This window comes from Pseudomonas sp. LBUM1641, assembly GCF_059716235.1.
Genome location: NZ_CP166815.1, coordinates 6,340,904 through 6,364,802, shown reverse-complemented (window position 1 = coordinate 6,364,802; position 23,899 = coordinate 6,340,904). Strand labels below are relative to the sequence as shown.

Sequence of the window (23,899 nt, the reverse complement as noted above, 5' to 3'; positions counted from 1 at the left end):
ATAAACAGAGGTGCGTTTCATGAAACTCCAACCGTTGATGCTCGCGGGTCTGTTGGTGGCCGTTGCGCCCGCAGGCTGGGCTGCAACTGACGCCGAGGCCCAGCAACTCAAGTCCACGCTGACGCCGTTAGGCGCCGAGCGCGCCGGCAACGCCGATGGCAGTATTCCCGCATGGGACAAGGGTTTTACCCAGGTACCGGCTGGCGTCAACCCCGGCCCGCGCCTGCCGGACTACTTTGCCAGTGACAAGCCGCTGTATTCCGTCACCCCGCAAAACGTCGCGCAGTACGCCGACAAACTCAGCGATGGGCAAAAAGCGCTCTTCGCCAAATACCCGACCTACCGCATCGACGTGTACCCGAGCCGACGCACCGCCGCCGCGCCGCAATGGGTCTACGACAACACCCTGAAAAACGCCACCGGCGCGCGCCTCACCCATGAGGGCAACACCCTGGAAGGCGCCAGTGGCGGCATTCCGTTCCCGATCCCGACCACCGGCGCCGAAGTGATCTGGAACCATCACCTGAGCTGGCGCGGTGTGGCCTGGAAGAACGACTACAACGTGTACGTGATCACCGCCAGCGGCCAGCGCATTCTGTCAGCCACGGTACAGGCGCAGCGCGAGATGCCGTATTACTTCCAGGACGGTAAACCCGAATACAAAGGGGTGTACTGGATGACCCGCCTGGTCAACCTCGGTCCGCCGCAACGTGCCGGTGAAGCCTTGCTGGGCCGTGAACCGCTGGATTACGCCAACGGCGGCCCGCAATCCTGGGTCTACCTGGCTGGCCAGCGCCGTGTGCGCAAACTGCCGGTGTCGTCTTACGACACGCCCACGCCCACCAGTTCGGGCGTGGCTAACTTCGACGAGGTCTCGGTATTCACCGGCCCGCTCGACCGTTATGACTGGAAGATCGTCGGCAAGCAGGAAATGCTGATTCCCTACAACAGCAACAAGATCCTGCAACCGGCCAAGGACGACGCGATCCTTGGCGAGCGCTTCCTCAACCCCGACCACATGCGCTGGGAACTGCATCGCGTGTGGGTGATTGAAGGCAACCTGGTCGCCGGCAAACGCCACAGCATGCCCAAGCGCCGCTTCTACGTAGACGAAGACACCTGGATGGCCGTACTTGGCGATAGCTGGGACGCTAACCACCAATTGTGGCGCACCTACTTTCAACTGCCGTACCTGATGCCGCAATTACCCGGGCTGGTGCGTGGTTTATACGGCCAGTACGACCTGCAGACCGGAGCCTGGATGGCCCACAACGTGGTCACCGAAAAGCGCGTGCACAATGAAGTGGTCGCACCGTTCCCCGACAGTGATTTCAGCCCGGACGGCCTGGCTGCCGATGGTGTGCGTTGATGCGTGGGCAACCCGTATGGCTGGCGCTGGGCGTGCTGGGCATCTGCCTGGCAGCGCATGCCGCCGAGGCGCCCGTCAGTGATGTACTGCAGCGCCCGGCGTTGCAGGTGACAGCGCCGACGCAGGCGGTTCTCATCGATATCGCCCAGGCTGGAAAACGCCTGGTGGCCGTCGGTGAGCAGGGCTTGATCCTGCTCTCGGACGACAGCGGCCAACACTGGCGCCAAGCCCCGGTGCCCACCAGCGCAAGCCTGACCTCGGTCAGCTTTGCCACTGCTTCGCAAGGCTGGGCAGTGGGGCATGCCGGCGTGATCGTACACACCGTGGACGGTGGTGAAACCTGGCATCTTCAACTGGACGGCAAGGTTGCCGCGCAACTCGTACTCGATGCCGTGCAAGCGTCCCCGGGCGCCTCGGCGCGGCAACTCAAGGTGGCCCAGGGATTTGTCGCAGACGGTGCAGACAAACCCTGGCTGGCCGTGCATTTCAGCAACGAACGGGAAGGCACGGTGGTGGGCGCTTTCGGCCTGATCCTGCATACCGAAGACGGTGGTGTGAGCTGGCAGTCCTGGGTCGACCGCCTGGACAACCCGGCGGGCAATCACCTGTACGCGATCGTTGCTCAAGGCACCCGGATGTTCATCGCGGGAGAACAGGGCACGTTGTGGACATCCGCAGACGGCGGCGCGCATTTCACGCGGTTGCCCAGCCCGTACGACGGCAGCTTTTTTACCCTGCACCTGGCAGCTGATGGCTCGGTCCTGGTGGCGGGATTGCGCGGAAATGTCTGGCGCAGTACCGATCAGGGCCAGCAATGGCAGGCAGTGAACAACCCGTTCAGCAGCAGCGTGGTGGCGGCGCGTTCAGCCGGCGCAGGGGTGATGCTCGCGGACCAGAGTGGCCACCTTCTACTCAGTACCGAAGGCGCTGCTTTACGTGAGCAAGGGCTGCCGGCCGTTGGCGCAGTGGCCTCCCTCAGCCAGGCGGGCGACGGCCAATGGGTCGTGGTGGGCGCGCGCGGCATCAAGCGATTGGAACAGGTGAACGGGCAATGACGCATCTTCGTAATCCGCTCGACCTGCAGCGCGGCCCTGAGCACAGTCTTCAGGACTTCGATCGCGATTCCGGCTCGCTGATTGAACGGGCTTTGTTCAACCATCGCAGCCTGGTGCTGTGGCTGTGCCTGCTGTTGACCCTCGGCCTGGGCGCTGCCAGCACCCGCCTTGGGCTTAACGCCAGCTTTGAAAAAATGATTCCCACGGGGCATCCCTATATCGCCAATTACCTGGCCAACCAAAAGGAACTCACCGGGTTGGGCAACGCGGTACGCATCGCCGTTGAGGCGCCTGCCTCCTCCATCTATGACGCGCACTACCTGGAGTTGCTGGCCCGTCTTAACGACAAAGTATTTTTGTTGCCGGGTGTCGACCGGCCTTTCATGAAGTCCCTGTGGACCCCCAACATGCGCTGGATGGCGGTGACCGAGGAGGGCGTGGAAGGCGGTCGGGTGATCCCCGATGACTACGACGGTTCGGCCAGCAGCCTGGAAACGGTGCGCCGCAACGTCACCCGCTCCGGTGAGATAGGCCAGACCATCGCCCTGGACGGCCACTCCAGCCTGATCTTCGTGCCCTTGATGGATCTCGACGCGCAGACCGGAAAGGCCCTCGATTACAGCGCGTTGTCCCAACAGCTGGAGCAGCTGCGCAGCGAGTTCCAGGCTCAGGGCCTGACGATTCACATCACCGGTTTCATTAAAGTGGTGGGCGACCTGATCGACGGGTTGCGCCAGGTACTGCTGTTTTTTGCGGCGGCGATTCTGATCGCCACGCTGATGCTCTACGCATTTACCCGCTGCCTGCGCAGCACCTTGTTGGTGATGGCCTGCTCATTGATTGCGGTGGTCTGGCAACTGGGCCTGGTGGCGTTGCTGGGGTTTGAACTCGACCCCTATTCGGTGCTTGTACCGTTCCTGGTGTTGGCCATCGGCATGAGCCATGGCGCGCAGAAAATGAACGGCATCATGCAAGACATCGGGCGCGGCATGCACCGGCAAGTCGCGGCGCGTTTCACCTTTCGGCGGTTGTTTCTCGCCGGCCTTACCGCCTTGCTGTGTGACGCGGTGGGGTTTGGCGTGTTGATGCTGATCGACATCAAGGTCATCCAGGACCTGGCATTGATCGCCAGCATTGGTGTTGCAGTGCTGGTGTTCACCAACCTGATCCTGCTGCCGATTCTCCTCAGCTATTGCGGCGTCAGCGCCCGGGCCGCCGCGCGCAGCCTGCGCAGTGAAGAGGCTGACCGCCATGGGCGCAAGCATCCGTTGTGGGCGTTCCTCGACCGCTTTACCCAGCGCCGTTGGGCCACCGGCACGCTGATGGTCAGTGCATTGCTGGCCGGCGGCGGCTGGTGGATCAGCCAGCAGTTGCAAGTCGGCGATCTTGACGCCGGCGCCCCGGAGCTGCGGGCCGACTCACGCTATAACCGCGACAACGGGTTTATGGTGGCTCACTACGGCGCCAGCAGCGATGTGTTCGCGGTGATTGTGCGCACACCTGACGGCTCCTGTTCCGACTACACCACCTTGATGCGCGTGGATGCACTGGAGTGGCGCTTGCGCCAACTGCCGGGCGTGGAGTCCACGGCGTCGCTGGCCACCCTGAACCGCAGCCTGTTGGTGGGCATGAGCGAAGGCAACCCAAAGTGGTATGACCTGACACAGAACCAGGCGCTGCTCAACTCCATCACCGGGCGCGCACCGCGTGAGTTGTTCAACCAGAGTTGCAACACCCTCACGCTCTACACCTACTTGCGTGACCACAAAGCCGTGACGCTGACGCGGCTGGTGAACGAAGTCGAGGCCTTCGCCCAGGCCAATAACACCGCCGACGTGAAGTTCCTGCTGGCGGCCGGCAATGCGGGCATCGAGGCCGCGACCAATATCGTGGTCAAGCAGGCCAACCACGACATGTTGTACTGGGTCTACGGCGCGGTGATCGTGCTGTGCCTGTTGACCTTCCGCTCCTTTGCGGCGGTGGTTTGCGTGATCCTGCCGCTGATGCTCACCTCGATCCTGTGCGAGGTGCTGATGGTTTGGCTGGGCATCGGCGTCAAGGTAGCGACCCTGCCGGTGATTGCCTTGGGCGTCGGTATCGGCGTGGACTACGCGCTGTACGTCATGAGCATTTTGCTGGCGCGGCGCAAGGCAGGTGACAGCCTGTCCCGTGCCTATTACCAGGCGCTACTGTTCACTGGCAAAGTGGTGATGCTCACCGGCGTCACCCTGGCGGTCGGCGTTGCCACCTGGGCGTTTTCACCGATCAAGTTCCAGGCAGACATGGGCATTCTGCTGGCCTTCATGTTCCTGCTGAACATGCTCGGCGCACTGGTGTTGCTGCCGGCCCTGGCGCACTTCCTGCTGCCTGATGCACCTTCCGAACACCCGATAACAACAATAGGAAACCCCGCATGAACCCGTCCTCGCAAGCTGCCCCCGCGCCTCGCCCGCGCGGATCAGGCCCGTTGTTGTTGCTCGGCAGTTGCCTGCCGATTCTCGGCGGGGTGTTGATTGCCCCGGTGTTGCCGCGCATCGCCGAACATTTTTCCGGTACCGCCAACGTGGGGCTGATCGTGCCCATCGTGCTGACGTTGCCGGCGCTGATGATCGCGTTGTTTTCGCCGTTCGCCGGCTGGCTCTCCGACCGCATCGGGCGCAAGCGTCTGCTGGTGTTGGCGATGTTGCTGTATGGCATCTGCGGGCCGCTGCCGCTGGTGCTGGATAACCTCGACGCGATCCTGCTCAGCCGCGCCGGCCTGGGCCTGGCGGAAGCAGCGATCATGACCTGCTGCACGGCGTTGATCGGCGACTACTTCGACGGCCGCGACCGGGTGCAACTGCTGTCGTGGCAAACCATCGTCACCTCACTCTCGGCCACTGCGTTTTTCATGCTGGGCGGGATCATCGGTGAGCACGGTTGGCGCCTGCCGTTTGCGGTGTACATCGTGGGCCTGCTGCTTGCGCCGTTGATGCACCTGGCGTTGCGCGAGTCGTTGCGTGGCGCCAGTGCGGCGGTCGAAGTGGCGCTGGGCACGCGTTTTCCCTTGCGCTCGCTGTCGGTGATTTGCGGCATGACCGTGCTGGCGTCCCTGGGCTTTTTCATTGTTCCGGTACAAACCGGTTTCTTGCTGGAGCACATCGGCATTGATTCACCGCAGCGCATTGGCATGGCCATCGGTCTGGGCCATTCGGCGGTGTTTGTCGGTGCCCTGTGCTTCCGGCGCCTGAGCCGTTTCGGGCCGGGCTTGCTGCTGGCGCTGGCGTTTGTGGTCTCCGGCATCGGCATTTTGCTGCTGGCCAACGCCGTCGACTACCGCACGGCGGTCATCGCCGTCATGGTCAACGGCCTGGGCGGCGGGCTGGCGTTGCCCACGGTGCTCAGCTGGGCACTTTCCACCCTGAGTTTCGAACACCGCGGCAAAGGCACCGGCCTGTTCAACGCGGGCTTTTTCGGCGGCCAGTTTGCCAGCCCGTTATTGGTCATGGCGTTGTCCGGTGTGTCCGATGGGCGTGTAGGCGCGGTGGCCATGGTCGGCTGGGGCCTGCTGCTGGCGGCCCTGGTTTCGCTGGTCGCTCCGTGGCTGGCCGGTGTGCGGCTGCTTGATCCGATTCAAGTGTCGGACGACATGGTCCTGCATTAACCGTTTAATTCCTTGAGGAATGCTCGATGAAACTCGCTACGTTGAAAAACGGCCTGCGTGACGGCCAGTTGGTAGTGGTCTCCAGGGACCTGCGCCATGCGTTAATCGCTCCGCCTTTTGCGACCTTGCAACAGGCGCTGGAGCATTGGGCCGAGGCCGAGCCGGTGCTGAGCCGGCACTACCAGTTGCTCAACCTGGGGCAGGCGTCCGAGGCGTTTGCGTTTGACCCCACACACGCCGCAGCGCCATTGCCCCGGGCTTATCAGTGGTGCGACGGTTCGGCGTTTCTCAACCATGCGCACCTGCTGCAAAAAGCCTTCAGCCTGCCGCCCATGGCCGATGAGCGCATTCCGTTGATGTACCAGGGCGCCAGCGACGACTTCCTCGGGCCTTGCGACGATGTGCCCTTGCCGGACGTGAATCACGGAATCGATTTCGAGGGCGAATTCGCCGTGATCGTCGATGAAGTACCGATGGGCTGCCCCGTCGATCAGGCATTGCAATACGTGCGGCTGGTGCTGTTGGTCAACGACGTCAGCCTGCGGGGCTTCCTGCTGCACGAAGTCAGCACCGGCTTCGGGTTTTTCCAGGCCAAGCCTTCGTCGAGTTTTTCGCCGGTGGCCGTCACTCCGCAAGCGCTTGGCGCCGCCTGGCACAACGGGCGAGTGTGCCTGCCCCTGAGCGTCACCTGGAACCAGAGCTGGTTCGGTGCGCCCCATGGCGCTGAAATGAGCTTCAGCTTCGCTGACCTGATCGCCCATGCCGCGCGCACCCGACGCTTGCGCGCCGGCACCATCATTGGCTCTGGCACCGTGTCCAATGTCGACCGCGCTGTGGGTTCGGCGTGTATTTCAGAGCGCCGGGCCATCGAGATGATTGACCATGGGCAGCCGCTGACCGGGTTCATGAAGTTTGGCGACCGCATACGCATCGAAGCACTGGACAGCGAGGGCGAGTCGGTATTCGGCGCCATCGACCAGCGCCTGGTTGACTCCACCTTGCTCACTCAAGAGGCGCTTTCATGACTGAACGCAAACGTCGTCTGGTGGACCTGTCGGTCACCCTTGAAAACAACCCCTATACCGACCCGCCCCCGCTGCTGCCGAAGATCGAGTACGTCGACCACCAAGGCGGTATCCAGGAGCTACTCGCGATGTTTCCGGGCCTGTGTATCGACGATATGCCCGGCCAGGAGGCCTGGGCGGCCGAGCGCCTGAACATCACCACCCACAGCGGCACGCACATGGATGCGCCGTGGCATTACGCCTCGACCACCGATGGCGGCAAGCCGGCCTATGGCATTGATGAGATCCCGTTGGACTGGTGCCTGCGGCCCGGCGTAAAGCTCGACTTTCGCCACCTGCCGGACGGCCATGTGGTCAGCGCTGCACAAATCGAGGCCCAGCTGCAGCGCATCGGCCATGTATTGCAGCCGCTGGACATTGTGCTGGTGAATACCCGTGCCGGTGCCTTGTTCGGCCAGCCGGGCTACCTGGACGCAGGCGTGGGGATTGGCCGCGAAGGCACCTTGTATTTGCTGGAGCGCGGGGTGCGGGTGGTAGGCACTGATGCCTGGAGTTGGGATGCACCGTTCAGCCATACCCGGGCGCGGTTTGCGGCCAGCGGTGATAGCTCGATCATCTGGGAAGGGCACAAAGCTGGACGGGATATCGGCTATGGGCAGATGGAAAAATTGGCCAACCTGGACGCTCTGCCGGCCCACGGTTTTGAAGTGTCCTGTTTCCCCTACAAGATCAAACACGCCTCTGCCGGTTTTGTGCGGGCGGTAGCGATTTTCGAGGAAACCATTTAATCGGCGGCCTCTTGTGAGGCCGCACGGTTTCAGGTTTATTTTTGCGCGTTCAAATACGCTTCAGCCGACACCACGCTCGCATAAGCAAACCCCAACGACGACATAAACGCCGCATGCACCTGGGCTGCCGGCACAGTGGTGCCATTGAATTCCAGGTCCCGCGTCGCGCAGGCATCGTGGATCACGGTCACGCTGTAGCCGAGGTCCGACGCGGCGCGCACCACGCCGTCGATGCACATATGGCTCATGCTGCCCACCACCACCAGCTCGGTGATGCTGCGTTGTTCCAGCAGCGCCCGCAGGTTGGTTTCGCGGAACGCATTGACGAAATGTTTGAGCACCACCGGCTCATCGGCCTGGTTCAATACTTTGGGGTGCAGATGCGCACCTTCCGAACCCGGGGTGAAGAAGGGTGCATCGTCGGAGGTGAATTCGTGACGTACATGAATCACCGCATCGCCGGCCTGGCGAAACGCCTGGAGCACTTGTTGTGCCTTGTCCGCCGCTGCGTCCACTCCGTCAAGCGGCCACTTGCCCTGGGGGAAGTAGTCGTTCTGGATATCGATTAGGATGAGTGCTTGCTTGGCCATGTTGGTTTCCTTGTAAGGGTTGATGCGTCCAGTATCCTGGCTGGCGCGGCGCCTGGGGATTGGCCGCACCGACAATAACAGAGGGAAAACTGACAATGGCGATCGTCGAGCTCGGCGTGCTGATCTACAGCGGTGCGCAAATGGCCGCCGTGCATGGCTTGACCGACCTGTTCGCGGTCGCCAACCGGATTGCGGCCGAGCATCAGTCCGAGCAACTGCCGTCCCTGCGCATCAGCCATTGGCAGGCTGAAACAGGCGGTGCGCCGACCCGTGTATTCGATAGCGAGCCCGGTAGCGGGGATAGGTTGACGGCCTTGCTGATTCCACCCTCCATTGCCGGCTTTTCCGAGGGACAGGCGTCCGCCGAATTGCTGGATTGGCTGCGCCAGCAACATCGCTCCGGGACCATTCTGGGCGGGGTGTGCGTGGGCTCGATCCTGATGGCGGAAAGCGGCCTGTTGGACGGTCGCAGCGCCACGACGCACTGGACGTCGGCGAAATCCTTCGCCGCCCGTTATCCGGCGATTCGCCTGGAAGCCGACAAACCCATCGTCGACGACGGCGACCTGATCACCACCGCCGGCCTCATGGCCTGGTCCGAACTGGGCCTGCGCCTGGTGGACCGTTTGCTCGGCCCGAGCATCGCTGCCAGCACTGCGCGTTTCCTGGTGATCGAACACAGCGACAGCGCCAGTGAATGCGGGAGTAACTTTGCGCCGATCCTCGCTCATGGCGACGGCGCGATTCTCAAGGTGCAGCATTGGCTGCAGACCAGCGGTGCGGTGGATGTTTCGTTGGCTGCCATGGCGCAACAGGCGGGCCTTGAGGAACGCACGTTCTTGCGACGGTTCCGTGCTGCCACCGGCTTGAAACCCACGGAATACTGCCAACACCTTCGGGTCGGCAAGGCACGGCAGATGCTCGAATTTACCAATGGCACCATTGACCACATCGCCTGGACCGTGGGTTACCAGGACCCCGGCGCCTTCCGCGCCACCTTCAAGAAAATCACCGGGCTGGCGCCAAGCGACTACCGCAACCGTTTTGGCGTGACACCCACCAAGACCCAAGCCTGAAATCGTGCAGAACGCCGCGACACCTTGAGCACTTCGTGCAGAATAAAGCAGGCCAAGTGCTATCGCTTTTCCCGCAACCGTTTGATTCCCCGGGCGTTTAAACAAACGCCGCCTTGGCTTGATCCCTGCTACCGTTTCCCTACACACATGGCAGCACAGCCAAGGGGGACGCATGACCCCGACAAATCGCAAAAAAATCGTGGTGGCGCATTCAATCCGTCCGCAAGCGCCCTTGCACGAGGTGGAAACCAACCGCGCCCTGGCCCGTTGGCTGGCGCACGTCTTCGGGCTCAAATATGGCGGCAGCTATAACCCTGAGCTGCACAGTGGGCGCGACCTCTATCTATTACCCACCCAGACGCTGGTCGGCGCGGCGCAGGCGCGGCAATTGGGCGTCAAAGGACCTGAGGATCTGTGGGGCGGCTATGTCGATCACGATTTCATCTGCACCAAGGCCATCAGCCACGGCTTGTTGAACAAGAACGCGTTTGCCCCCGAAGGTTGGTCGCCACTGTTCTCCGAGCGCATCCGCAACGTCGTGCTGGATGGCTTGAGCGTGCACTCCCTGGAAGATGCACGACCGGCAGCGACCCATTTGCTCTACACCGGCCCGATCCGCCTCAAGCCCGTTCATGCCTGCGCCGGTCGCGGCCAGGAAGTGATCCGCAGTCTGGATGAATTCGACGCCATTCTCGCGCGCCCCGACGCGGCGCAATTATTCAGCGAAGGCGTGGTACTGGAGCAGGACCTGAGTGACGTGGTCACCCACAGTGTGGGCCAGAGCTTTATCGGTGATCACGTCATCAGCTACTGCGGTGATCAATACCTGACTCGGGACGGGCAGGGCGAAGAGGTCTATGGTGGTTCTAACCTGTTGGTGGTCCAGGGCTACTACGAAGACCTGCTCAAGCTCGACCTGCCTGATGACGTGCGCCTGGCTATCGAACAGGCACAAGCCTTCGATAACGCGGCGGACGAGGCGTATCCCGGGTTCTATGCCTCGCGGCGCAATTACGACATCGCCCAGGGCCTCGACAGCGACGGACAGCGCCGCAGTGGCGTGCTCGAGCAATCCTGGCGCATGGGCGGGGCCAGCAGCGCGGAAGTCGCGGCGCTGCAAAGCTTCGTCAACAACCCAGGGCTGCGGGCAATTTACGTCTCGTCGGTAGAAACCTACATCGACCAGCCACTGCCCGCTGACGCGATCGAGGTGTACCGGGGCCCGGCAGAAAACAGCGACTTTCTTCTCAAGTACGTAACGGTCAAATCTTATGACGGCTAGAAGCGAAACCATTGCCATTGATATCGACGACGAACAGATGAGCGGGACCTTCCTCAGTCCCAAATCGAAAGTACCGGGGGTGTTATTTGTCCACGGCTGGGGCGGCAGCCAGGAGCGTGATCTGGAACGCGCCAAAGGCATCGCCGGACTCGGTTGTGTATGCCTCACATTCGACCTTCGCGGCCACGCCGGCAACGGCATTCCGTTATCCCGCGTCACCCGTGAAGACAACCTGCGCGATCTGCTCGCAGCCTATGATCGCCTGCTGTCACACCCGGCCATCGACACCTCGGCGGTGGCGGTGGTCGGCACCAGCTACGGCGGTTATTTGGCTGCCATCCTTACCTCGCTGCGCCCCGTGCGCTGGCTGGCGCTGCGGGTGCCGGCGTTGTACCGCGACCAGGAATGGCTCAAGCCCAAGCGCGACCTCGACAAGGCCGACTTGATGGATTATCGCGGGACCTTTGTGCACGCCGAAACCAATCGCGCGCTGCATGCCTGCGCAGCGTTCACCGGTGATGTGCTGATCGTTGAGTCCGAAACGGATGACCATGTGCCCCACGCCACCATCATGAGCTACCGCGCCGCCTGCCAGCAGACGCACTCGCTGACCCACCGGATTATCGACGGTGCGGATCACTCCCTGAGCGACCCGGTGTCCCAGCAGGCCTACACCTCGATCCTGGTGGACTGGATCACCGAGATGGTGGTGGGCGAACGCTTGAGCATCATCCAGTCGTAGGCGCCTTTTTCACCCGGAGCGCCTTGGCCTTGGCTTCCACCGCGAGGTACATCACCAGGGCCACCAGCAGCGGCAGGATGAAGTAGATCGCGCGGTAGGCGATCAATCCCGCGAGCAGGCTGCCGCGGGACGCTTCGTGCTGCAGCAAGGCAATGAAGACAGCCTCCAGCACACCAAGCCCCGCCGGGATGTGTGTGACCACTCCGGCAATGCTGCTGATCAGCAGCACCCCAAGCACTACCGGGTAATCCAGTTGCTTGGGCAGCAGCGTGAAGATCACCGCCGCCATCAGCGACCAGTTCAGCGCACCGAGTGCCAGCTGCAACACCGCCATGCGCAGCGACGGCAGGCTGATTTCAATCCCGCGCACCGACCACGCGCGCTTTTTCGATAAGCGACAGGCCAGCAGATAACCCAGGCTCGCCAGTACCAGCAACACACCGACGCCTTGCAGCGCGCCGCTGCTGAGCTTCCACCCCGGCGGCAATGTCACCAGCCCGCTGCTGAACACCGCGCCGGCAATCGCCATGTAGCCGAACCAATTGGTGGCCAGGCTCAAACCGAGAATTTTTGCGATATTCCCGCTGCTCACACCTAGCCGTGAATACAACCGATAGCGCATGGCGATGCCTCCGACCCAGGCGCTCAGGTTGAGGTTGAAGGCGTAGCTGATGATGCCCACCGGCAGGATCTGCTTCCAACGCAAAGGCTGGCGGATGTAGGTGCGGCCGATGAGATCGAAGCAGGAATACACCAGGAAACTGCACGCCGTCAGCGCACCTGCGATGAGCAAGGTGCGGAGCTTGAAATCCCCAAGGGTGTCGAACACTTCGCTCCAGTCGATACGCCGGGCGAGCAGGGTGAACAACACGATCAACACCAGGAAAAACACCACCGTCAGCGGTTTTTTCCAGCGTTTGAAAAAGCCGGGTTGAGCGCTTTCTTCAGCGGTGCGAGCTTGCGTCATGATCCGGGCGCTCCTCATGGACGAAGGGTTTCAACCTCGGCTTGTGGGCCGGCAGCCAGCCGGTCCACGATGGAAAATGCCGCAGCACATGGAACACGACGAAGCCCACGGTCACTCGCCAGAACCAGCCACGAGGCGTGCGGTTTTCCGGCATGGTCTTGCAGTGGTTCTGACTCAAATATTCCAGGCGCTCGAACAGTTGCTGATTGAAGCCACGATCACGAATCAGCACATTGGCCTCAAGGTTCAGCGACAGGCTCAGCGGGTCGAGATTGCTCGAACCCACCGTGCTCCATTGCTCATCCACCAACGCCACCTTGCCGTGCAGTGGGCGCTGGCAGTACTCGTGGATCACCACGCCTTCCTTGAGCAAATAGTCATAGAGCATGCGTGCGGCGAGCTTGGCCAGCAGCACATCCGGCTGGCCCTGCATGATCAATTGCACCTGCACGCCGCGCCGCGCAGCATTACGGATTTCCCGCAGCAGGCGGTAGCCGGGGAAGAAGTAAGCGTTGGCAATCACCACCCGCCGTTCGGCCTGGCGCAGGGCGTGCAAGTAGGCTTCTTCGATGTCGGAACGGTGTTGCAGGTTGTCCCGGTAAATCAATCGCACCAACCCATCGCCGTCACCCGCGGCCCATGGCGATGGCCGTTGCTCACGCCGCCAGCCACGGCGTTTGCGCACGCGGCGGCCACTTTGGGCGAGGGCGAAATGATGCAGGTCGGCGACTGCCGGGCCATTGACCTGCACCGCATAATCCTGCTTGGCCTCGGGGCCGAAATCCCCCAGGTGATCGGCAGAAAAATTGATCCCGCCGATAAACGCGACGCTGGCGTCCACCACCACAATCTTGCGGTGCAGACGGCGAAACCAGTTGGTGCGAAAGCCCAGGGTCTTGTTCGCCGGGTCGAACATCTGCACGTTCACGCCGGCCTGGCTCAGTTCGCTGAGGAACCCCGGGCTCAGCTCGCCGCAACCGAAGCCATCAAGGCTCGCGACGACCTTTACGCCACGCTGCGCCGCCTCGATCAAAATGTCTTTCAGCTCGTGGCCGACCTTGTCTTCAAACAAGATAAAGGTCTCCAGCAGGATCTCCCGCTGAGCCAGGCGCATCGCCTCGAACACCTTGGGAAAGTAGGCCTCGCCGTTCTCCAGCAATTCAATCTGGTTGCCGCTCTGCCAGCCATAATCCAGGTCCCGGGCGACGGCATCGTCCGGCGGTTGGTCGGTCGCAATATGTTCTACCGCGACCTTTTCCAGGGGCGCGCTGTTCATAGTTCAATCTCCACCGAGAGCGGCGCGTGATCCGACAAATGCGACCATGGGCGGCTGGTCAGGACTTGTGGCTGATGCACCTTGAGGTTGCGCACATAGATACGGTCCAGCGGCAGCAGCGGCAGGCGAGCGGGGAACGTGCGGGCCGGTTTGCCATGGGTTTCGATAAACACTTCCCGCAGCCCGCAGTGGGCGAGATCGGCCCGCTGGCGCCAGTCATTGAAGTCACCGGCGACAATCACCGGCGCGTCGGCGGGAATCTCGGCGATCCGCTGCGTGATCAGGCGCAACTGCTGCTGGCGATGCACTTCCCGCAACCCAAGGTGCACGCAGATGGCATGCACCTCCTGCACGTTGCCCGGCAAACGCAGCACGCAATGCAGCAGCCCGCGGCTTTCGTGGCCGCTCTGGGAAATGTCGAGGTTGTCGTAGCGGATGATCTGGAATTTCGACAGCAACGCGTTGCCGTGGTCGCCATGGGGATACACCGCATTGCGCCCGTAGGCATATTGCGGCCAGATGCTGTCGGCGAGGAACTCGTACTGCGGCATGCTCGGCCAGTTGCTGTAGCGCTTGGGATGACGCTCGTGGGTGCCGTGGATTTCCTGGAGGAACACCACGTCGGCGGCCACACTGCGAATCGCCTCCCGCAGCTCGGGCAAGATAAAGCGCCGGTTGAGCGCGGTGAAGCCCTTGTGGGTATTGACCGTCAGCACCCTGAAGCGGGTGATGGTTTCGGTGGGCGTGGTCGGCATCAGCTCCGGATGGGTCATGGCAACACCCCCGCGTCCGGCAACGTGCCGGGTTCGGTGGCCAATGCCTGGTCCAGGCCAAAACGCTGGAGCAATTGGCGCGCGTCGAAGGGCGCGCGCACCTTGATGTCGTTATCGAAATAGCAAAACACTTCGCGTTGCTTGCGGGCGCGGGGCTTGTGCTTCGGGTCGATCAACTGTGCATCGGTGGGCTGTTTGCCGTGGCTCCAGCGTTCGATGCGATCTCCCCAGCGCTTGAGCGCTTCGGGCGTATAGCCGCTGGCATACAACGCTTTGTCCCCATGTAACCGCAGATAGACAAAGTTCGCCGTGACATCTTCCAGATAGGGCCACTTGCCGGCCGTGTCTGCCACCACCAGGGCCACGCCATGCTTGTCGAGCATTTCGACAAACGCCGGTACGGCAAAACTCTTATGGCGAATCTCCACCGCATGGCGCAGCGGCTTTTTACCGTGGGCCTGCATGCTCGCCTTGCCGTTCAAACGCGGCTCATGCTCGCGGGCGAGGGCGGCGGCCTGTTGGGTCGTAGTGGGTAATTCGGCGAGAAAGGCTTCAAACAAAGGCGGGTCGAATTTGAAACTGGGTGGGAACTGCCAGAGGATCGGCCCGAGTTTTTCCTTGAGCTCCAGTACGCCGGACGCGAAGAAATTCGCCATCGGCTTGTGTACCTCCCGCAACCGCAGGATATGCGTGATATAGCGCGGCGCCTTGACGCTGAACATGAAGCCTTCAGGCGTGTCGCCATACCACTCGGCATAGCGCTTGGGTGTCTGCAGCGCGTAGAACGAGCCGTTGATCTCGATGCTGTTGACCGCCCGTGAGGCAAACTGCAGCTCGCGCTTCTGGGTCAGGCCCTCGGGGTAGAAATCCCCCCGCCAGGGCGTGTAGCGCCAGCCGGAAATGCCGATATGAATCGCGGCCATGATGACTCCCGTGGGTTAACTGTGTGGTGACCTCCGTTTTAGGGTGACTGTGATGATCGGGAGAAAGTTTCGACGGTCCTACAGACGGCACCTCTCAAAATGTGGGAGCGGGCTTGCTCGCGAAGACGGTGGGTCAGTCGATATCTCTGTGGACTGACACACCGCATTCGCGAGCAAGCCCGCTCCCACATTGGGTTCTTTATCGCTGCGGGATCAGTGCCCGCCAACCACCCGGGTCGAACTCTCGGCATACACCGGCCCCAACCGGTCAAGGCGCCCACTCCAGGCGGTCAGCGCCAAAGCCACCAACACCACCGAACCGCCAATCCACGCGGTGTGGATCAAGCCCATGTGGGCGACGATCAAACCACCGGCCCACGCACCACCGGCAATCCCCAGGTTGAACGCCGCGATGTTCAGCCCGGAAGCCACGTCCACCGCGTTTGGCGTGTGATGTTCCGCCTGGCGCACCACATACACCTGCAAGCCCGGCACGTTGCCGAAAGCCACCGCGCCCCACACCAGCACAGTGGCCAGGGCCAGCCATGGGTTGCTTGCGGTCATGGTCAATACAAACAACACAGCAGCGAGCAGGGCAAAGATGATTTTCAGGGCGCTGATCGGGCCGCGTTTGTCCGCCAGTTTGCCGCCCCAGATGTTACCGACGGCCACCGAGATACCGTACACCAGCAGCACCAGGCTGACGGTACCGGCGCTGAACCCGGAGATGTCCTGAAGGATCGGCGCCAGGTAGGTGAACGCGATGAACGAGCCGCCGTAACCCACCGCCGTCATGGCGTACACCAGCATCAGGCGTGGTTGTTTCAACACTTGCAGTTGCTGCAACAGCGACGCGGGTTTGCTGTGGGCGATGTTTTTCGGCACGTAGAGCAGGCTGCCGATAAACGCGATCAGACCCAGGGCCGAGACGGCGAGGAAGGTTTCACGCCAGTCGAAGTGCTGGCCGATAAATGTCCCCAGCGGTACACCGGTCACCAACGCGACGGTCAGGCCGGTAAACATGATGGCAATCGCGCTGGCGGCTTTTTCCTTGGGCACCAGGCTGGTGGCGATGGTCGAGCCAATCGAGAAGAACACCCCGTGGGCCAGGCCGGTGACGATCCGCGCCAGTACCAGGGATTCATAGCTCGGCGCTTGCCAGGCCAGCAAGTTGCCGAGGGTGAACAGCACCATCAGCGACAACAGCAGCAATTTGCGCGGCACTTTGCCGGTCAGGGCGGTGAGCACCGGCGCGCCGATGGCCACGCCCAGGGCGTAGAGGCTGACCAGCAGGCCGGCGGACGGCAGGCTGACGCCAAGGTCGGCGCCGATGGTGGGTAACAGGCCAACGATGACGAACTCGGTCGTCCCGATGGCAAAAGCGCTGAGGGTCAGCGCGAGCAAGGCAATGGGCATGGCTGCAACTCCGGTGGGTTTCAATCAGGAGCGCAGTCTCGGGTTTTGGCTTGTGCGGAAAAAGACAGGTATTGGCATTTGATATTTGCCTGGAACGCACGGATCGACGTGCTGGGGGAACGATCCGGCCCCAAACCCGTCAGTTCCTTACAGACCCTTCTGAAGGAGCCCGGTGTTTTGTTGAATTTCAAGACTGTGCTACTGCTCGGCACGCTGCTGTTTTGCGGCAGTGGCGCGCTGCAAGCGGCCACCGCCCCCGCGGCTCCAGCGCCTGCCGCCCCGGCCACGCCAGAACTGTTGGTGGAAGGTGGCCTGCTCGGCGCCATCAGCTCCAGCATCGATAATGTGCAGGACAAACTCGACCTCAACCAGAACCTGGTCGACGCCTGGCGCCTGCGGGCCGATCGGGCGGCGGATGAAGTGGACAAGCTGGTCAACCAGCCGTCCGAGCGCTCCTCATGGAGCGTGGCCGGGGATTTCCTGTTGTTGTCCGGGGTGTGGGTCGGCGCCTTCGCCGTGCTGACCCTGCTCGGGCGGGTTATCGTCAAGCGCCTGAGCCTGCAGCGACATATCGCACCGCGCCAGCGCCTCCAGGCGTTGTTGGGATACCTGATTCCCTATACGGTCCCGGCGTTGATCTGCCTGCCGTTAACGCTATACGTCAGCCACTTCCTGCCCACTTCCGTGGGCCGTGCGCTGGCGCTGTGTTTTGCCTACGCCACCAGCAGCGGTATTTTTTCCACCTCGATCTTGCTGTGCGTGATCGTGATGTTCAACGTCGGACACAAGCGCCCGGCCGTGCAGATTATTCGTGACTACTGCCCCAAGCCGCTGTTCCTGATCGGCTTCCTTGCGGCCCTCAGCGATGCGCTGACCAGCCCGCAGATCGCCCGCCAATTGGGGGGCAATATCACCGACAGCGTGGCGATCTTCACTGGGCTGTTTGCCTCGGTGATTTTCGGCATGCTGGTGATTCGCCTGCGCCGTCCGGTGGCGCATTTGATCCGCAACCGACCCTTGGCCCAGCGCTTGAAACACCCGGCGGTGCAGCAAACCCTGCGAGTGTTTTCCGGCCTGTGGTATTGGCCGATTCTGTTGATGGTGCTGGTGTCGGCGATCAACTTGATCGGCGCCGGCGACGACAGCCAAAAAGCCCTGCGCTGCGCACTGTTCACCACGATCCTGCTGATCGGCACGGTGTTCCTCAGCACGGTGTTGCAGCACCTGTTCCAGTCCCGCAGCACGGTGGCGGTCCAGCGCAGCAGCGCCTACAAGGAGCGTTTCCTCAGCCTGCTGCACGCGCTGTTGCGCATCGTGATGGCCATCGCCTTTATCGAAATCCTCGGGCGTATCTGGGGCGTTTCGCTGTTTGAATTTGCCCAGCGCAATTCCGTGGGCCGGGCCATCAGTGATTCCCTGAGCAGCATCGGGTTGATCCTGCTGGTGACCTGGCTGTTCTGGGTGGTGCTCGACACCGCAATCCAGGAAGCGCTGAAACCACCGGTCAACAAACGCTCCAGCCGCCAGCCCAGCACACGGGTGAAAACCATCCTGCCGCTGCTGCGCAACGCGGTGAAAATCATCCTGGTGGTGATCTGCGCGATCACCACCATGGCGAACCTGGGGATCAATGTCGCACCGCTGCTGGCGGGTGCCGGGGTGGTGGGTTTGGCTATTGGTTTTGGTTCCCAGCAACTGGTGCAGGATGTGATCACCGGGCTGTTCATCATCATCGAAGACACGCTGTCGATCGGCGACTGGGTGGTGCTCGATTCCGGCCACGCCGGTACCGTCGAGGGCCTGACCATCCGCACCCTGCGCCTGCGGGACGGCAAGGGGTTTGTGCATTCGGTGCCGTTCGGGCAGATCAAGGCCGTCACCAACCAGTCGCGGCAATTTGCCTACGCGTTCTTCTCGGTGCAGTTCACCTACGACACCGACGTCGACAAGGCCGTGGAGTTGATTCGCGAGGCGGGGCAGTCGATCCGCGACGACGTGTTCCTCAAGTACAACCTGCAAGGGCCGCTGGAGGTATTTGGCGTCGATAAGATGGACCTCAACGGCGTGGTGCTGACGGCGCAATTCCGTACGGTGTCGGGCGGGCAATATGCGGTGAGTCGTGCGTTTAACCAGCGGTTGAAAAAGCTTGTGGATAACTGCGCGTTCGTTCACTTCGCGCAAACTTATCCACAGCAGGTGATGGTGCCGCAGCGGGTTGGGCAGCAGGTGGATGAGCCGGAAGAGGAAGTGCCTTCGTCGGTGGTGCTTACTGAGCAGCCGAGAACCCAATAGTGCAGATACCCCCGTAGCAGCTGTCGAGCCCCAGCGAGGCTGCGTTGGCAGCACCGCCAAAGTTGAGCCTGGCGCTGGGACCGAGTCGCGCCCCACGCAGCCTCGCTGGGGCTCGACAGCTGCTACGGGGGCTAGGGGGGAGTCAGCGCCTGATCAGCTTCTCCCGCACCAACCCCGCCGCCTGTGCATCCAACTCCAGCAACACCTGCTGCTTGCCGGCAATCTCCACCGCCGCCGGCACACCATCGCGGTACACCAGCCGATTGCCGCTCAGCGCCGGCACCTTGCTACCCGGCAACAGCGTGCCCACCAGGTTCAGCGGATCCGCGCCGCATACCGCAATCAAGCTGCCATCGTGAGGCCGCCGCCGAACTTCCCGCAGCAGGGGAATCGCTTCCGGCAACGCAAACTGTTCCCCTGCCAAACCACTCACAAACCGCCCACCACGAATCTCGCCCCGGGCTTCCAGCCGGTGGAAGGTGCGCAGCAATTCCCGCCAACTGGGCAGCCAGTCCGCCTCGCGCTCCAGCAGGCGCCAGAACACCACGCCGTATCGCCGCAGCAAGGTCATCGCCACATGCTCCAGCGTCTCGGCCGAGTGCGCAGCCGGACGTGTGCCGTCCGCCACCGGCGCACGCCGCACCAGGGCCCAACGCCCGGCATCGTCCATCCCGCCGACAAACGCTCCACGCCCGCGCCGACTGCTGCGGGCCTGGCGTTTGCTCGCGGGCGTGGTCAGGGCGCGCAGGCCGGCGAAGCTGTCGGCGTTCGCCAGCCCCGCGCCCACCAATTCCTGCAAGGCGGTTTCCAGTTCGCTGCGCAGCAGATGGGCTTCGTGGATCAATTCATCGAAAAACAGCGCGCCGTTTTCCCGCAGTGCCTGATGGACTTTCTGTGCCTTGGGCGACAGCTCGGCGCTGTCGGGCGCGTCGGTCAATCCACTCCACAAAGGCACCTGGCTGCGGGGCAACAGCACCACCGGCGTGCTACGCAAGGCCGTCGCGCCAGCCTTGTTGCTCAGGCGTGTCCACACCACCTTGCCGCTGCGGCACAAATCGTCCAGCCAGTGGGGCGCGTAATCCTTGATCCGCGCACTGAGCAAATCGCTGTCCCAGGCCGACGTGGCTGCGGCATACCCTTCAAACTGCGCGACGATCTGTGGCAACACCGCGCTGCCCTGGCCACGGGTGCCGTCCGACAGGTGCTGCCAGTCGAACAGAAACCGCATGAAATCCTGCAACGCCACCGGCTCGATTTCCCGGCGCAGGCGCTTGACCGTGTAGCGGTGAATCCGCGCCAGCAGGTGGCGTTCGCACCATTGTTCGTCGCTGGCGCCGGGGCTGAAACGGCCGCGCAGTACGTAGCCTTCGCTTTCCAGCCGTGCGAGGGCCTGTGACACGTCGGCCACCGGCAAGGCCAGGGGCGCGGCGATCTCGATCAACGTCAACGGGCCGAAGCCACTCAGGCGCGCCCGCAGTACTTCCACCAGCGCTTCGTCGAAGGTCCAGGGCTCATCAAAACCGGGCAACAGTGGCAGCTCGTTCGGGTAGATCGCCGTTAAACAGCTCAGACGTTCCACGCCCACCCAAACGGCCTGATCAGTACCCATCTGCAAACGGTTGGCGCGCTCGCCATCGGCCAGGGTTTGCAGCCATTCGGCCCACTGCGGCGTGACCTCGGATTCGGCGATGCACGCCAAACTCATCAACGCTTCATGCATCTCATCCAGGCCATTAGGTGCCGGCCAGGCTTCCTCGCACACACCGGCAATGGCCTCGGCGTCCAGCGCACCGAGGTCGTCGGTGCTTTGCGGGTCGCTCCAGCGGCGGTTGAGCACGGCCTGGGTGCGGCGCTCTTCAAGGGGCGCGTCATCGAGAAAGGTGTAGGGGCGCGCGCTGAGAATCTCCGCCGCCAAGGGTGACGGCGCCGGCAGGTCGCGGCTGATCAGGCGGATCTCACCGCGCTCCATGCGCCGCAGCAGGGCCAGCCAGCCTTCGCTGTCCATGGCTTCGTGCAGGCAATCATCGAGGGTTTGCTCTACCAGCGGATGCGCCGGCACTTCCCGCTCGCCGGCGAGGTTTTCCAGGCAGGCGATCTGGTCCGGGAACACACTGGCGATCAGGTCTTCACTCTTCATGCGCTGGATCTGCGGCGCCACCTTGCGCCCGCCGGTATAACGCGGCAATGCCAAGGCAACCCCGGCATTCCAGCGCCAGCGCACGCCGAACAGCGGCGCATCCAGCACCGCCTGAATCAGGATGTGCTCGGCGGTGTTGCTGTTCAGGTAGCGCCATACCTCATCCAGCTCAAAGCTGTGACTGGTGGATAGCGACAACACGATCGCATCCTCGCTGGCGGCGGCTTGCAGTTCAAAGTTGAAGGTGCGGCAAAACCGCTTGCGCAGCGCCAGGCCCCAGGCGCGGTTGATGCGACTGCCGAACGGCGTGTGGATGATCAATTGGGTGCCGCCGGACTCGTCGAAAAACCGCTCCATGATCAACGTGTCCTGGGACGGCAGCGCGCTCAACGCCAGCCGCGCCCGCGCCAGGTAATCCACCAGTTGTTCGGCGCTGGCCAGGTTCAAACCGAGGGTGCCGGTGAGCCAGTCGAGCGCCGGTTGCAGGTTGCCCGGCATGGCGGCCAGCAATTCGTCCAGTTGCCCATGCAAGCGCGCGACAGCAAACGACAACTCGGCACTGCGCCCCGGTGCTTCGCCGAGCCAGAACGGAATGGTCGGCGGCTGGCCGTGGGCATCCTCGACCCGCACCTTGCCGGCTTCTACCCGCAGGATGCGGTAGGACGTGTTGCCCAACTGGAAGATATCCCCGGCGATGCTTTCCACCGCGAAGTCTTCGTTGACGCTGCCGATGTTCAGGCTTTGCGGCTCCAGCAGCACGCTGTAGTCGGCGTTGTCGGGAATGGTGCCGCCGCTGGTCACCGCAGTGAGCTTGGCGCCCCGCCGGCCGCGCAGGGTGCGGGTAATGGCGTCGCGGTGCAGGTAGGCGCTGCGGATGCCCTGGCGGCCGTTGTAGCCCTCGGCGAGCATCTGCAGCAGTGCCTGATAGTGACGTTCATCCAGCTCGGCGTAGGGCGAGGCGCGGCGGATCAGCGTGAGCAGGGCCTGTTCCTGCCATTCCTGGCAGCTGACTTCGGCGATGATCTGCTGGGCCAGCACATCCAGCGGCGCGACCGGGATCAGCAAGGTGTCCAGTTCGCCCCGGCGCACGCAGTCGAGGAGGGCGGCGCATTCGATCAGGTCGTCGCGGGTGGTGGCGAACAACCGGCCCTTGGGCGTGCCGCCAACCTGATGCCCGGAGCGTCCGACCCGTTGCAGAAAACCGTTGATCGAGCCGGGCGAGCCGATCTGGCACACCAAATCAACATCGCCAATATCAATCCCCAGCTCCAGCGACGCGGTGGCGATCAGCACTTGCAGCTCGCCGGCCTTGAGCCGTTGTTCGGCGTCCAGGCGCAGTTCCTTGGCGAGGCTGCCGTGGTGGGCGGCGACGGCGGTTTTGCCGAGGCGCTCGCTCAAGTGCCGGGCCAGGCGTTCAGCCAAGCGCCGGGTGTTGACGAAAATCAGCGTGGTGCGGTGTTGTTTGGCCAGTTCGGCGAGGCGGTCGTAGACCAGATCCCACACGTCGTTGGCCATGACCGCCGACAGCGGCACCGGCGGTACTTCGATATCCAGATCCCGTGGGCGCGCGTGGCCGATGTCGACAATCTCGCAGGGCCGGCCGGTGCCTGCTAGAAAACGCGACACCGCTTCGATGGGCTTTTGCGTAGCGGACAGGCCGATGCGGGTCAGCGGTTCACTGCACAAACCCTGCAGGCGCTCCAGTGTCAGGGCCAGGTGGCTGCCACGCTTGCTGGCGGCGATGGCGTGGATTTCGTCGACGATCACCGTACGGATGCTGGCGAGCATCTGCCGGCCCGAGTCCGAGCCCAGCAGCACGTAGAGCGATTCCGGGGTGGTGACCAGGATATGTGGCGGGTGCTTGCGCATCAGGGCGCGGTCTTTCTGCGGGGTGTCGCCGGTACGCACGGCGGTGCGGATCGCCAGCGGCGGCAGGCCCAGTCGTTGCAAGTGGTCGGTGATGCCGGCCAGCGGGTTTTGCAGGTTGATCTGGATATCGTTGGACAACGCCTTGAGCGGCGAGACGTAGACCACCAGCGTCTGGTCTGGCAGTTGGCCGCCATTGGCCAGGCCTTGGTGCACAAGGTCGTCCAGCACGGCGAGAAAGGCGGTCAGGGTCTTGCCCGAGCCGGTGGGCGCGGCAATCAGCGTCGAGCGGCGCTGGCGGATCAGCGGCCACGCCTGGGCCTGGGCGGCGGTCACCGACGGGAACGTACTGCGGAACCAGGCGCTGACGGCGGGGTGGAAACCGTTCAAGACCGTGTCCGTTGATTCAGGAAGGTTCATACCCCAATTTATGCGGCCAGCCCCGGCAACTTGCAACCCCGGCACGTATTCCCTTTGGCGAGGGACCTTGCAGTGGTGAGGGTGCTTGGTGTGATGAGGAGGCTTGCTGTGGTGACGGAGCTTGTTGTGGCGAGGGAGCTTGCTCCCGCTGGGCTGCGTAGCGGCCCCAAAAAAAGCGGGAGGGCTGCGCACTCCAGCGGGAGCAAGCTCCCTCGCCACAACAAGCACCCTAGCCACAAAAATGCGCTCTCTCTATCTA

Annotated in this window: 17 protein-coding genes; 10 read left to right on the top strand and 7 right to left on the bottom strand. The window is 62.8% G+C overall.

The genetic code is table 11. The features are described 5' to 3' along the window. Nucleotides 1-19 precede the first annotated feature (19 nt). The 6 genes from ACA046_RS29310 to ACA046_RS29285 are packed head-to-tail and all read left to right on the top strand — an operon-like array spanning nt 20 to nt 7,880. On the top strand, nt 20-1,369 hold the full coding sequence (locus tag ACA046_RS29310; protein ID WP_497675461.1) for a DUF1329 domain-containing protein: 1,350 nt from the start codon (nt 20-22) through the stop codon (nt 1,367-1,369). Continuing rightward, a complete protein-coding gene (locus ACA046_RS29305; RefSeq protein ID WP_497675460.1) occupies nt 1,369-2,424 on the top strand; it encodes a WD40/YVTN/BNR-like repeat-containing protein in 1,056 nt (351 codons plus the stop codon). Before ACA046_RS29310 ends, ACA046_RS29305 begins: the two co-directional genes overlap by 1 nt. After that, nucleotides 2,421-4,841: an efflux RND transporter permease subunit gene (locus tag ACA046_RS29300; RefSeq protein ID WP_459024131.1), complete on the top strand. Its 2,421-nt coding sequence runs from the start codon at nt 2,421-2,423 to the stop codon at nt 4,839-4,841. Before ACA046_RS29305 ends, ACA046_RS29300 begins: the two co-directional genes overlap by 4 nt. Then, nucleotides 4,838-6,067 (top strand): MFS transporter, encoded by a 1,230-nt coding sequence (locus ACA046_RS29295; RefSeq protein ID WP_459024129.1) that lies wholly within the window; start codon nt 4,838-4,840, stop codon nt 6,065-6,067. Before ACA046_RS29300 ends, ACA046_RS29295 begins: the two co-directional genes overlap by 4 nt. Nucleotides 6,068-6,093: 26 nt before the next feature. Beyond that, complete coding sequence (locus ACA046_RS29290) at nt 6,094-7,092, top strand: fumarylacetoacetate hydrolase family protein (protein ID WP_497675459.1); 999 nt, start codon at nt 6,094-6,096, stop codon at nt 7,090-7,092. Continuing rightward, nucleotides 7,089-7,880, top strand: coding sequence for a cyclase family protein (locus tag ACA046_RS29285; RefSeq protein ID WP_497675458.1), 792 nt, complete (start codon nt 7,089-7,091; stop codon nt 7,878-7,880). The genes ACA046_RS29290 and ACA046_RS29285 overlap by 4 nt, the downstream gene beginning before the upstream one ends. 35 nt (nt 7,881-7,915) lie before the next feature. On the opposite strand, the gene ACA046_RS29280 is transcribed toward ACA046_RS29285, so the two are convergent. Then, nucleotides 7,916-8,470, bottom strand: a complete 555-nt coding sequence (locus ACA046_RS29280) for a cysteine hydrolase family protein (protein ID WP_459024126.1) — start codon at nt 8,468-8,470, stop codon at nt 7,916-7,918. A 95-nt stretch (nt 8,471-8,565) separates the two neighbouring features. Here ACA046_RS29280 and ACA046_RS29275 point away from each other — a divergent pair, with 95 nt between their 5' ends. The 3 genes from ACA046_RS29275 (at nt 8,566) to ACA046_RS29265 (ending at nt 11,570) form a co-directional block, all read left to right on the top strand. Then, nucleotides 8,566-9,546 carry a GlxA family transcriptional regulator gene (locus ACA046_RS29275; RefSeq protein WP_459024124.1) on the top strand — a complete coding sequence of 327 codons (981 nt, stop codon included), beginning with the start codon at nt 8,566-8,568 and terminating at the stop codon, nt 9,544-9,546. A gap of 172 nt (nt 9,547-9,718) precedes the next feature. After that, nucleotides 9,719-10,828 (top strand): DUF3182 family protein, encoded by a 1,110-nt coding sequence (locus tag ACA046_RS29270; protein ID WP_497675457.1) that lies wholly within the window; start codon nt 9,719-9,721, stop codon nt 10,826-10,828. Beyond that, a complete protein-coding gene (locus ACA046_RS29265; protein WP_003210032.1) occupies nt 10,818-11,570 on the top strand; it encodes an alpha/beta hydrolase family protein in 753 nt (250 codons plus the stop codon). The genes ACA046_RS29270 and ACA046_RS29265 overlap by 11 nt, the downstream gene beginning before the upstream one ends. On the opposite strand, the gene ACA046_RS29260 is transcribed toward ACA046_RS29265, so the two are convergent. From ACA046_RS29260 to ACA046_RS29240, 5 genes are all read right to left on the bottom strand, one after another. Continuing rightward, nucleotides 11,557-12,537 carry a lysylphosphatidylglycerol synthase domain-containing protein gene (locus ACA046_RS29260; protein ID WP_459024119.1) on the bottom strand — a complete coding sequence of 327 codons (981 nt, stop codon included), beginning with the start codon at nt 12,535-12,537 and terminating at the stop codon, nt 11,557-11,559. The two genes, ACA046_RS29265 and ACA046_RS29260, sit on opposite strands and share 14 nt — an antisense overlap. Further along, a complete protein-coding gene (gene clsB / locus ACA046_RS29255) occupies nt 12,515-13,813 on the bottom strand; it encodes a cardiolipin synthase ClsB (RefSeq protein WP_497675456.1) in 1,299 nt (432 codons plus the stop codon). The genes ACA046_RS29260 and clsB overlap by 23 nt, the downstream gene beginning before the upstream one ends. Further along, a complete protein-coding gene (locus tag ACA046_RS29250; RefSeq protein WP_459024116.1) occupies nt 13,810-14,586 on the bottom strand; it encodes an endonuclease/exonuclease/phosphatase family protein in 777 nt (258 codons plus the stop codon). The genes clsB and ACA046_RS29250 overlap by 4 nt, the downstream gene beginning before the upstream one ends. Beyond that, nucleotides 14,583-15,509, bottom strand: coding sequence for a DUF72 domain-containing protein (locus ACA046_RS29245; protein WP_459024114.1), 927 nt, complete (start codon nt 15,507-15,509; stop codon nt 14,583-14,585). Before ACA046_RS29245 ends, ACA046_RS29250 begins: the two co-directional genes overlap by 4 nt. 213 nt (nt 15,510-15,722) lie before the next feature. Beyond that, nucleotides 15,723-16,925 (bottom strand): MFS transporter, encoded by a 1,203-nt coding sequence (locus tag ACA046_RS29240; RefSeq protein ID WP_497675455.1) that lies wholly within the window; start codon nt 16,923-16,925, stop codon nt 15,723-15,725. 177 nt (nt 16,926-17,102) lie between these two features. Here ACA046_RS29240 and ACA046_RS29235 point away from each other — a divergent pair, with 177 nt between their 5' ends. Then, nucleotides 17,103-19,217, top strand: a complete 2,115-nt coding sequence (locus ACA046_RS29235; RefSeq protein WP_497675454.1) for a mechanosensitive ion channel family protein — start codon at nt 17,103-17,105, stop codon at nt 19,215-19,217. A 142-nt stretch (nt 19,218-19,359) separates the two neighbouring features. Here ACA046_RS29235 and ACA046_RS29230 read toward each other — a convergent pair whose 3' ends face one another. Beyond that, nucleotides 19,360-23,640 (bottom strand): DEAD/DEAH box helicase, encoded by a 4,281-nt coding sequence (locus tag ACA046_RS29230; protein WP_497675453.1) that lies wholly within the window; start codon nt 23,638-23,640, stop codon nt 19,360-19,362. Nucleotides 23,641-23,899 lie beyond the last annotated feature (259 nt).

What these genes read in the sequence shown, in the direction of transcription:
- ACA046_RS29265 (WP_003210032.1), top strand. Translation starts at nt 10,818, where the DNA reads ATGACGGCTAGAAGCGAAACCATTGCCATTGATATCGACGACGAACAG.
- ACA046_RS29285 (WP_497675458.1), top strand. Translation starts at nt 7,089, where the DNA reads ATGACTGAACGCAAACGTCGTCTGGTGGACCTGTCGGTCACCCTTGAA.
- ACA046_RS29240 (WP_497675455.1), bottom strand. Translation starts at nt 16,925, where the DNA reads ATGCCCATTGCCTTGCTCGCGCTGACCCTCAGCGCTTTTGCCATCGGG.
- ACA046_RS29270 (WP_497675457.1), top strand. Translation starts at nt 9,719, where the DNA reads ATGACCCCGACAAATCGCAAAAAAATCGTGGTGGCGCATTCAATCCGT.
- ACA046_RS29260 (WP_459024119.1), bottom strand. Translation starts at nt 12,537, where the DNA reads ATGACGCAAGCTCGCACCGCTGAAGAAAGCGCTCAACCCGGCTTTTTC.
- ACA046_RS29245 (WP_459024114.1), bottom strand. Translation starts at nt 15,509, where the DNA reads ATGGCCGCGATTCATATCGGCATTTCCGGCTGGCGCTACACGCCCTGG.
- ACA046_RS29250 (WP_459024116.1), bottom strand. Translation starts at nt 14,586, where the DNA reads ATGACCCATCCGGAGCTGATGCCGACCACGCCCACCGAAACCATCACC.
- ACA046_RS29280 (WP_459024126.1), bottom strand. Translation starts at nt 8,470, where the DNA reads ATGGCCAAGCAAGCACTCATCCTAATCGATATCCAGAACGACTACTTC.
- ACA046_RS29300 (WP_459024131.1), top strand. Translation starts at nt 2,421, where the DNA reads ATGACGCATCTTCGTAATCCGCTCGACCTGCAGCGCGGCCCTGAGCAC.
- ACA046_RS29305 (WP_497675460.1), top strand. Translation starts at nt 1,369, where the DNA reads ATGCGTGGGCAACCCGTATGGCTGGCGCTGGGCGTGCTGGGCATCTGC.
- ACA046_RS29310 (WP_497675461.1), top strand. Translation starts at nt 20, where the DNA reads ATGAAACTCCAACCGTTGATGCTCGCGGGTCTGTTGGTGGCCGTTGCG.
- ACA046_RS29230 (WP_497675453.1), bottom strand. Translation starts at nt 23,640, where the DNA reads ATGAACCTTCCTGAATCAACGGACACGGTCTTGAACGGTTTCCACCCC.
- clsB (WP_497675456.1), bottom strand. Translation starts at nt 13,813, where the DNA reads ATGAACAGCGCGCCCCTGGAAAAGGTCGCGGTAGAACATATTGCGACC.
- ACA046_RS29275 (WP_459024124.1), top strand. Translation starts at nt 8,566, where the DNA reads ATGGCGATCGTCGAGCTCGGCGTGCTGATCTACAGCGGTGCGCAAATG.
- ACA046_RS29295 (WP_459024129.1), top strand. Translation starts at nt 4,838, where the DNA reads ATGAACCCGTCCTCGCAAGCTGCCCCCGCGCCTCGCCCGCGCGGATCA.
- ACA046_RS29290 (WP_497675459.1), top strand. Translation starts at nt 6,094, where the DNA reads ATGAAACTCGCTACGTTGAAAAACGGCCTGCGTGACGGCCAGTTGGTA.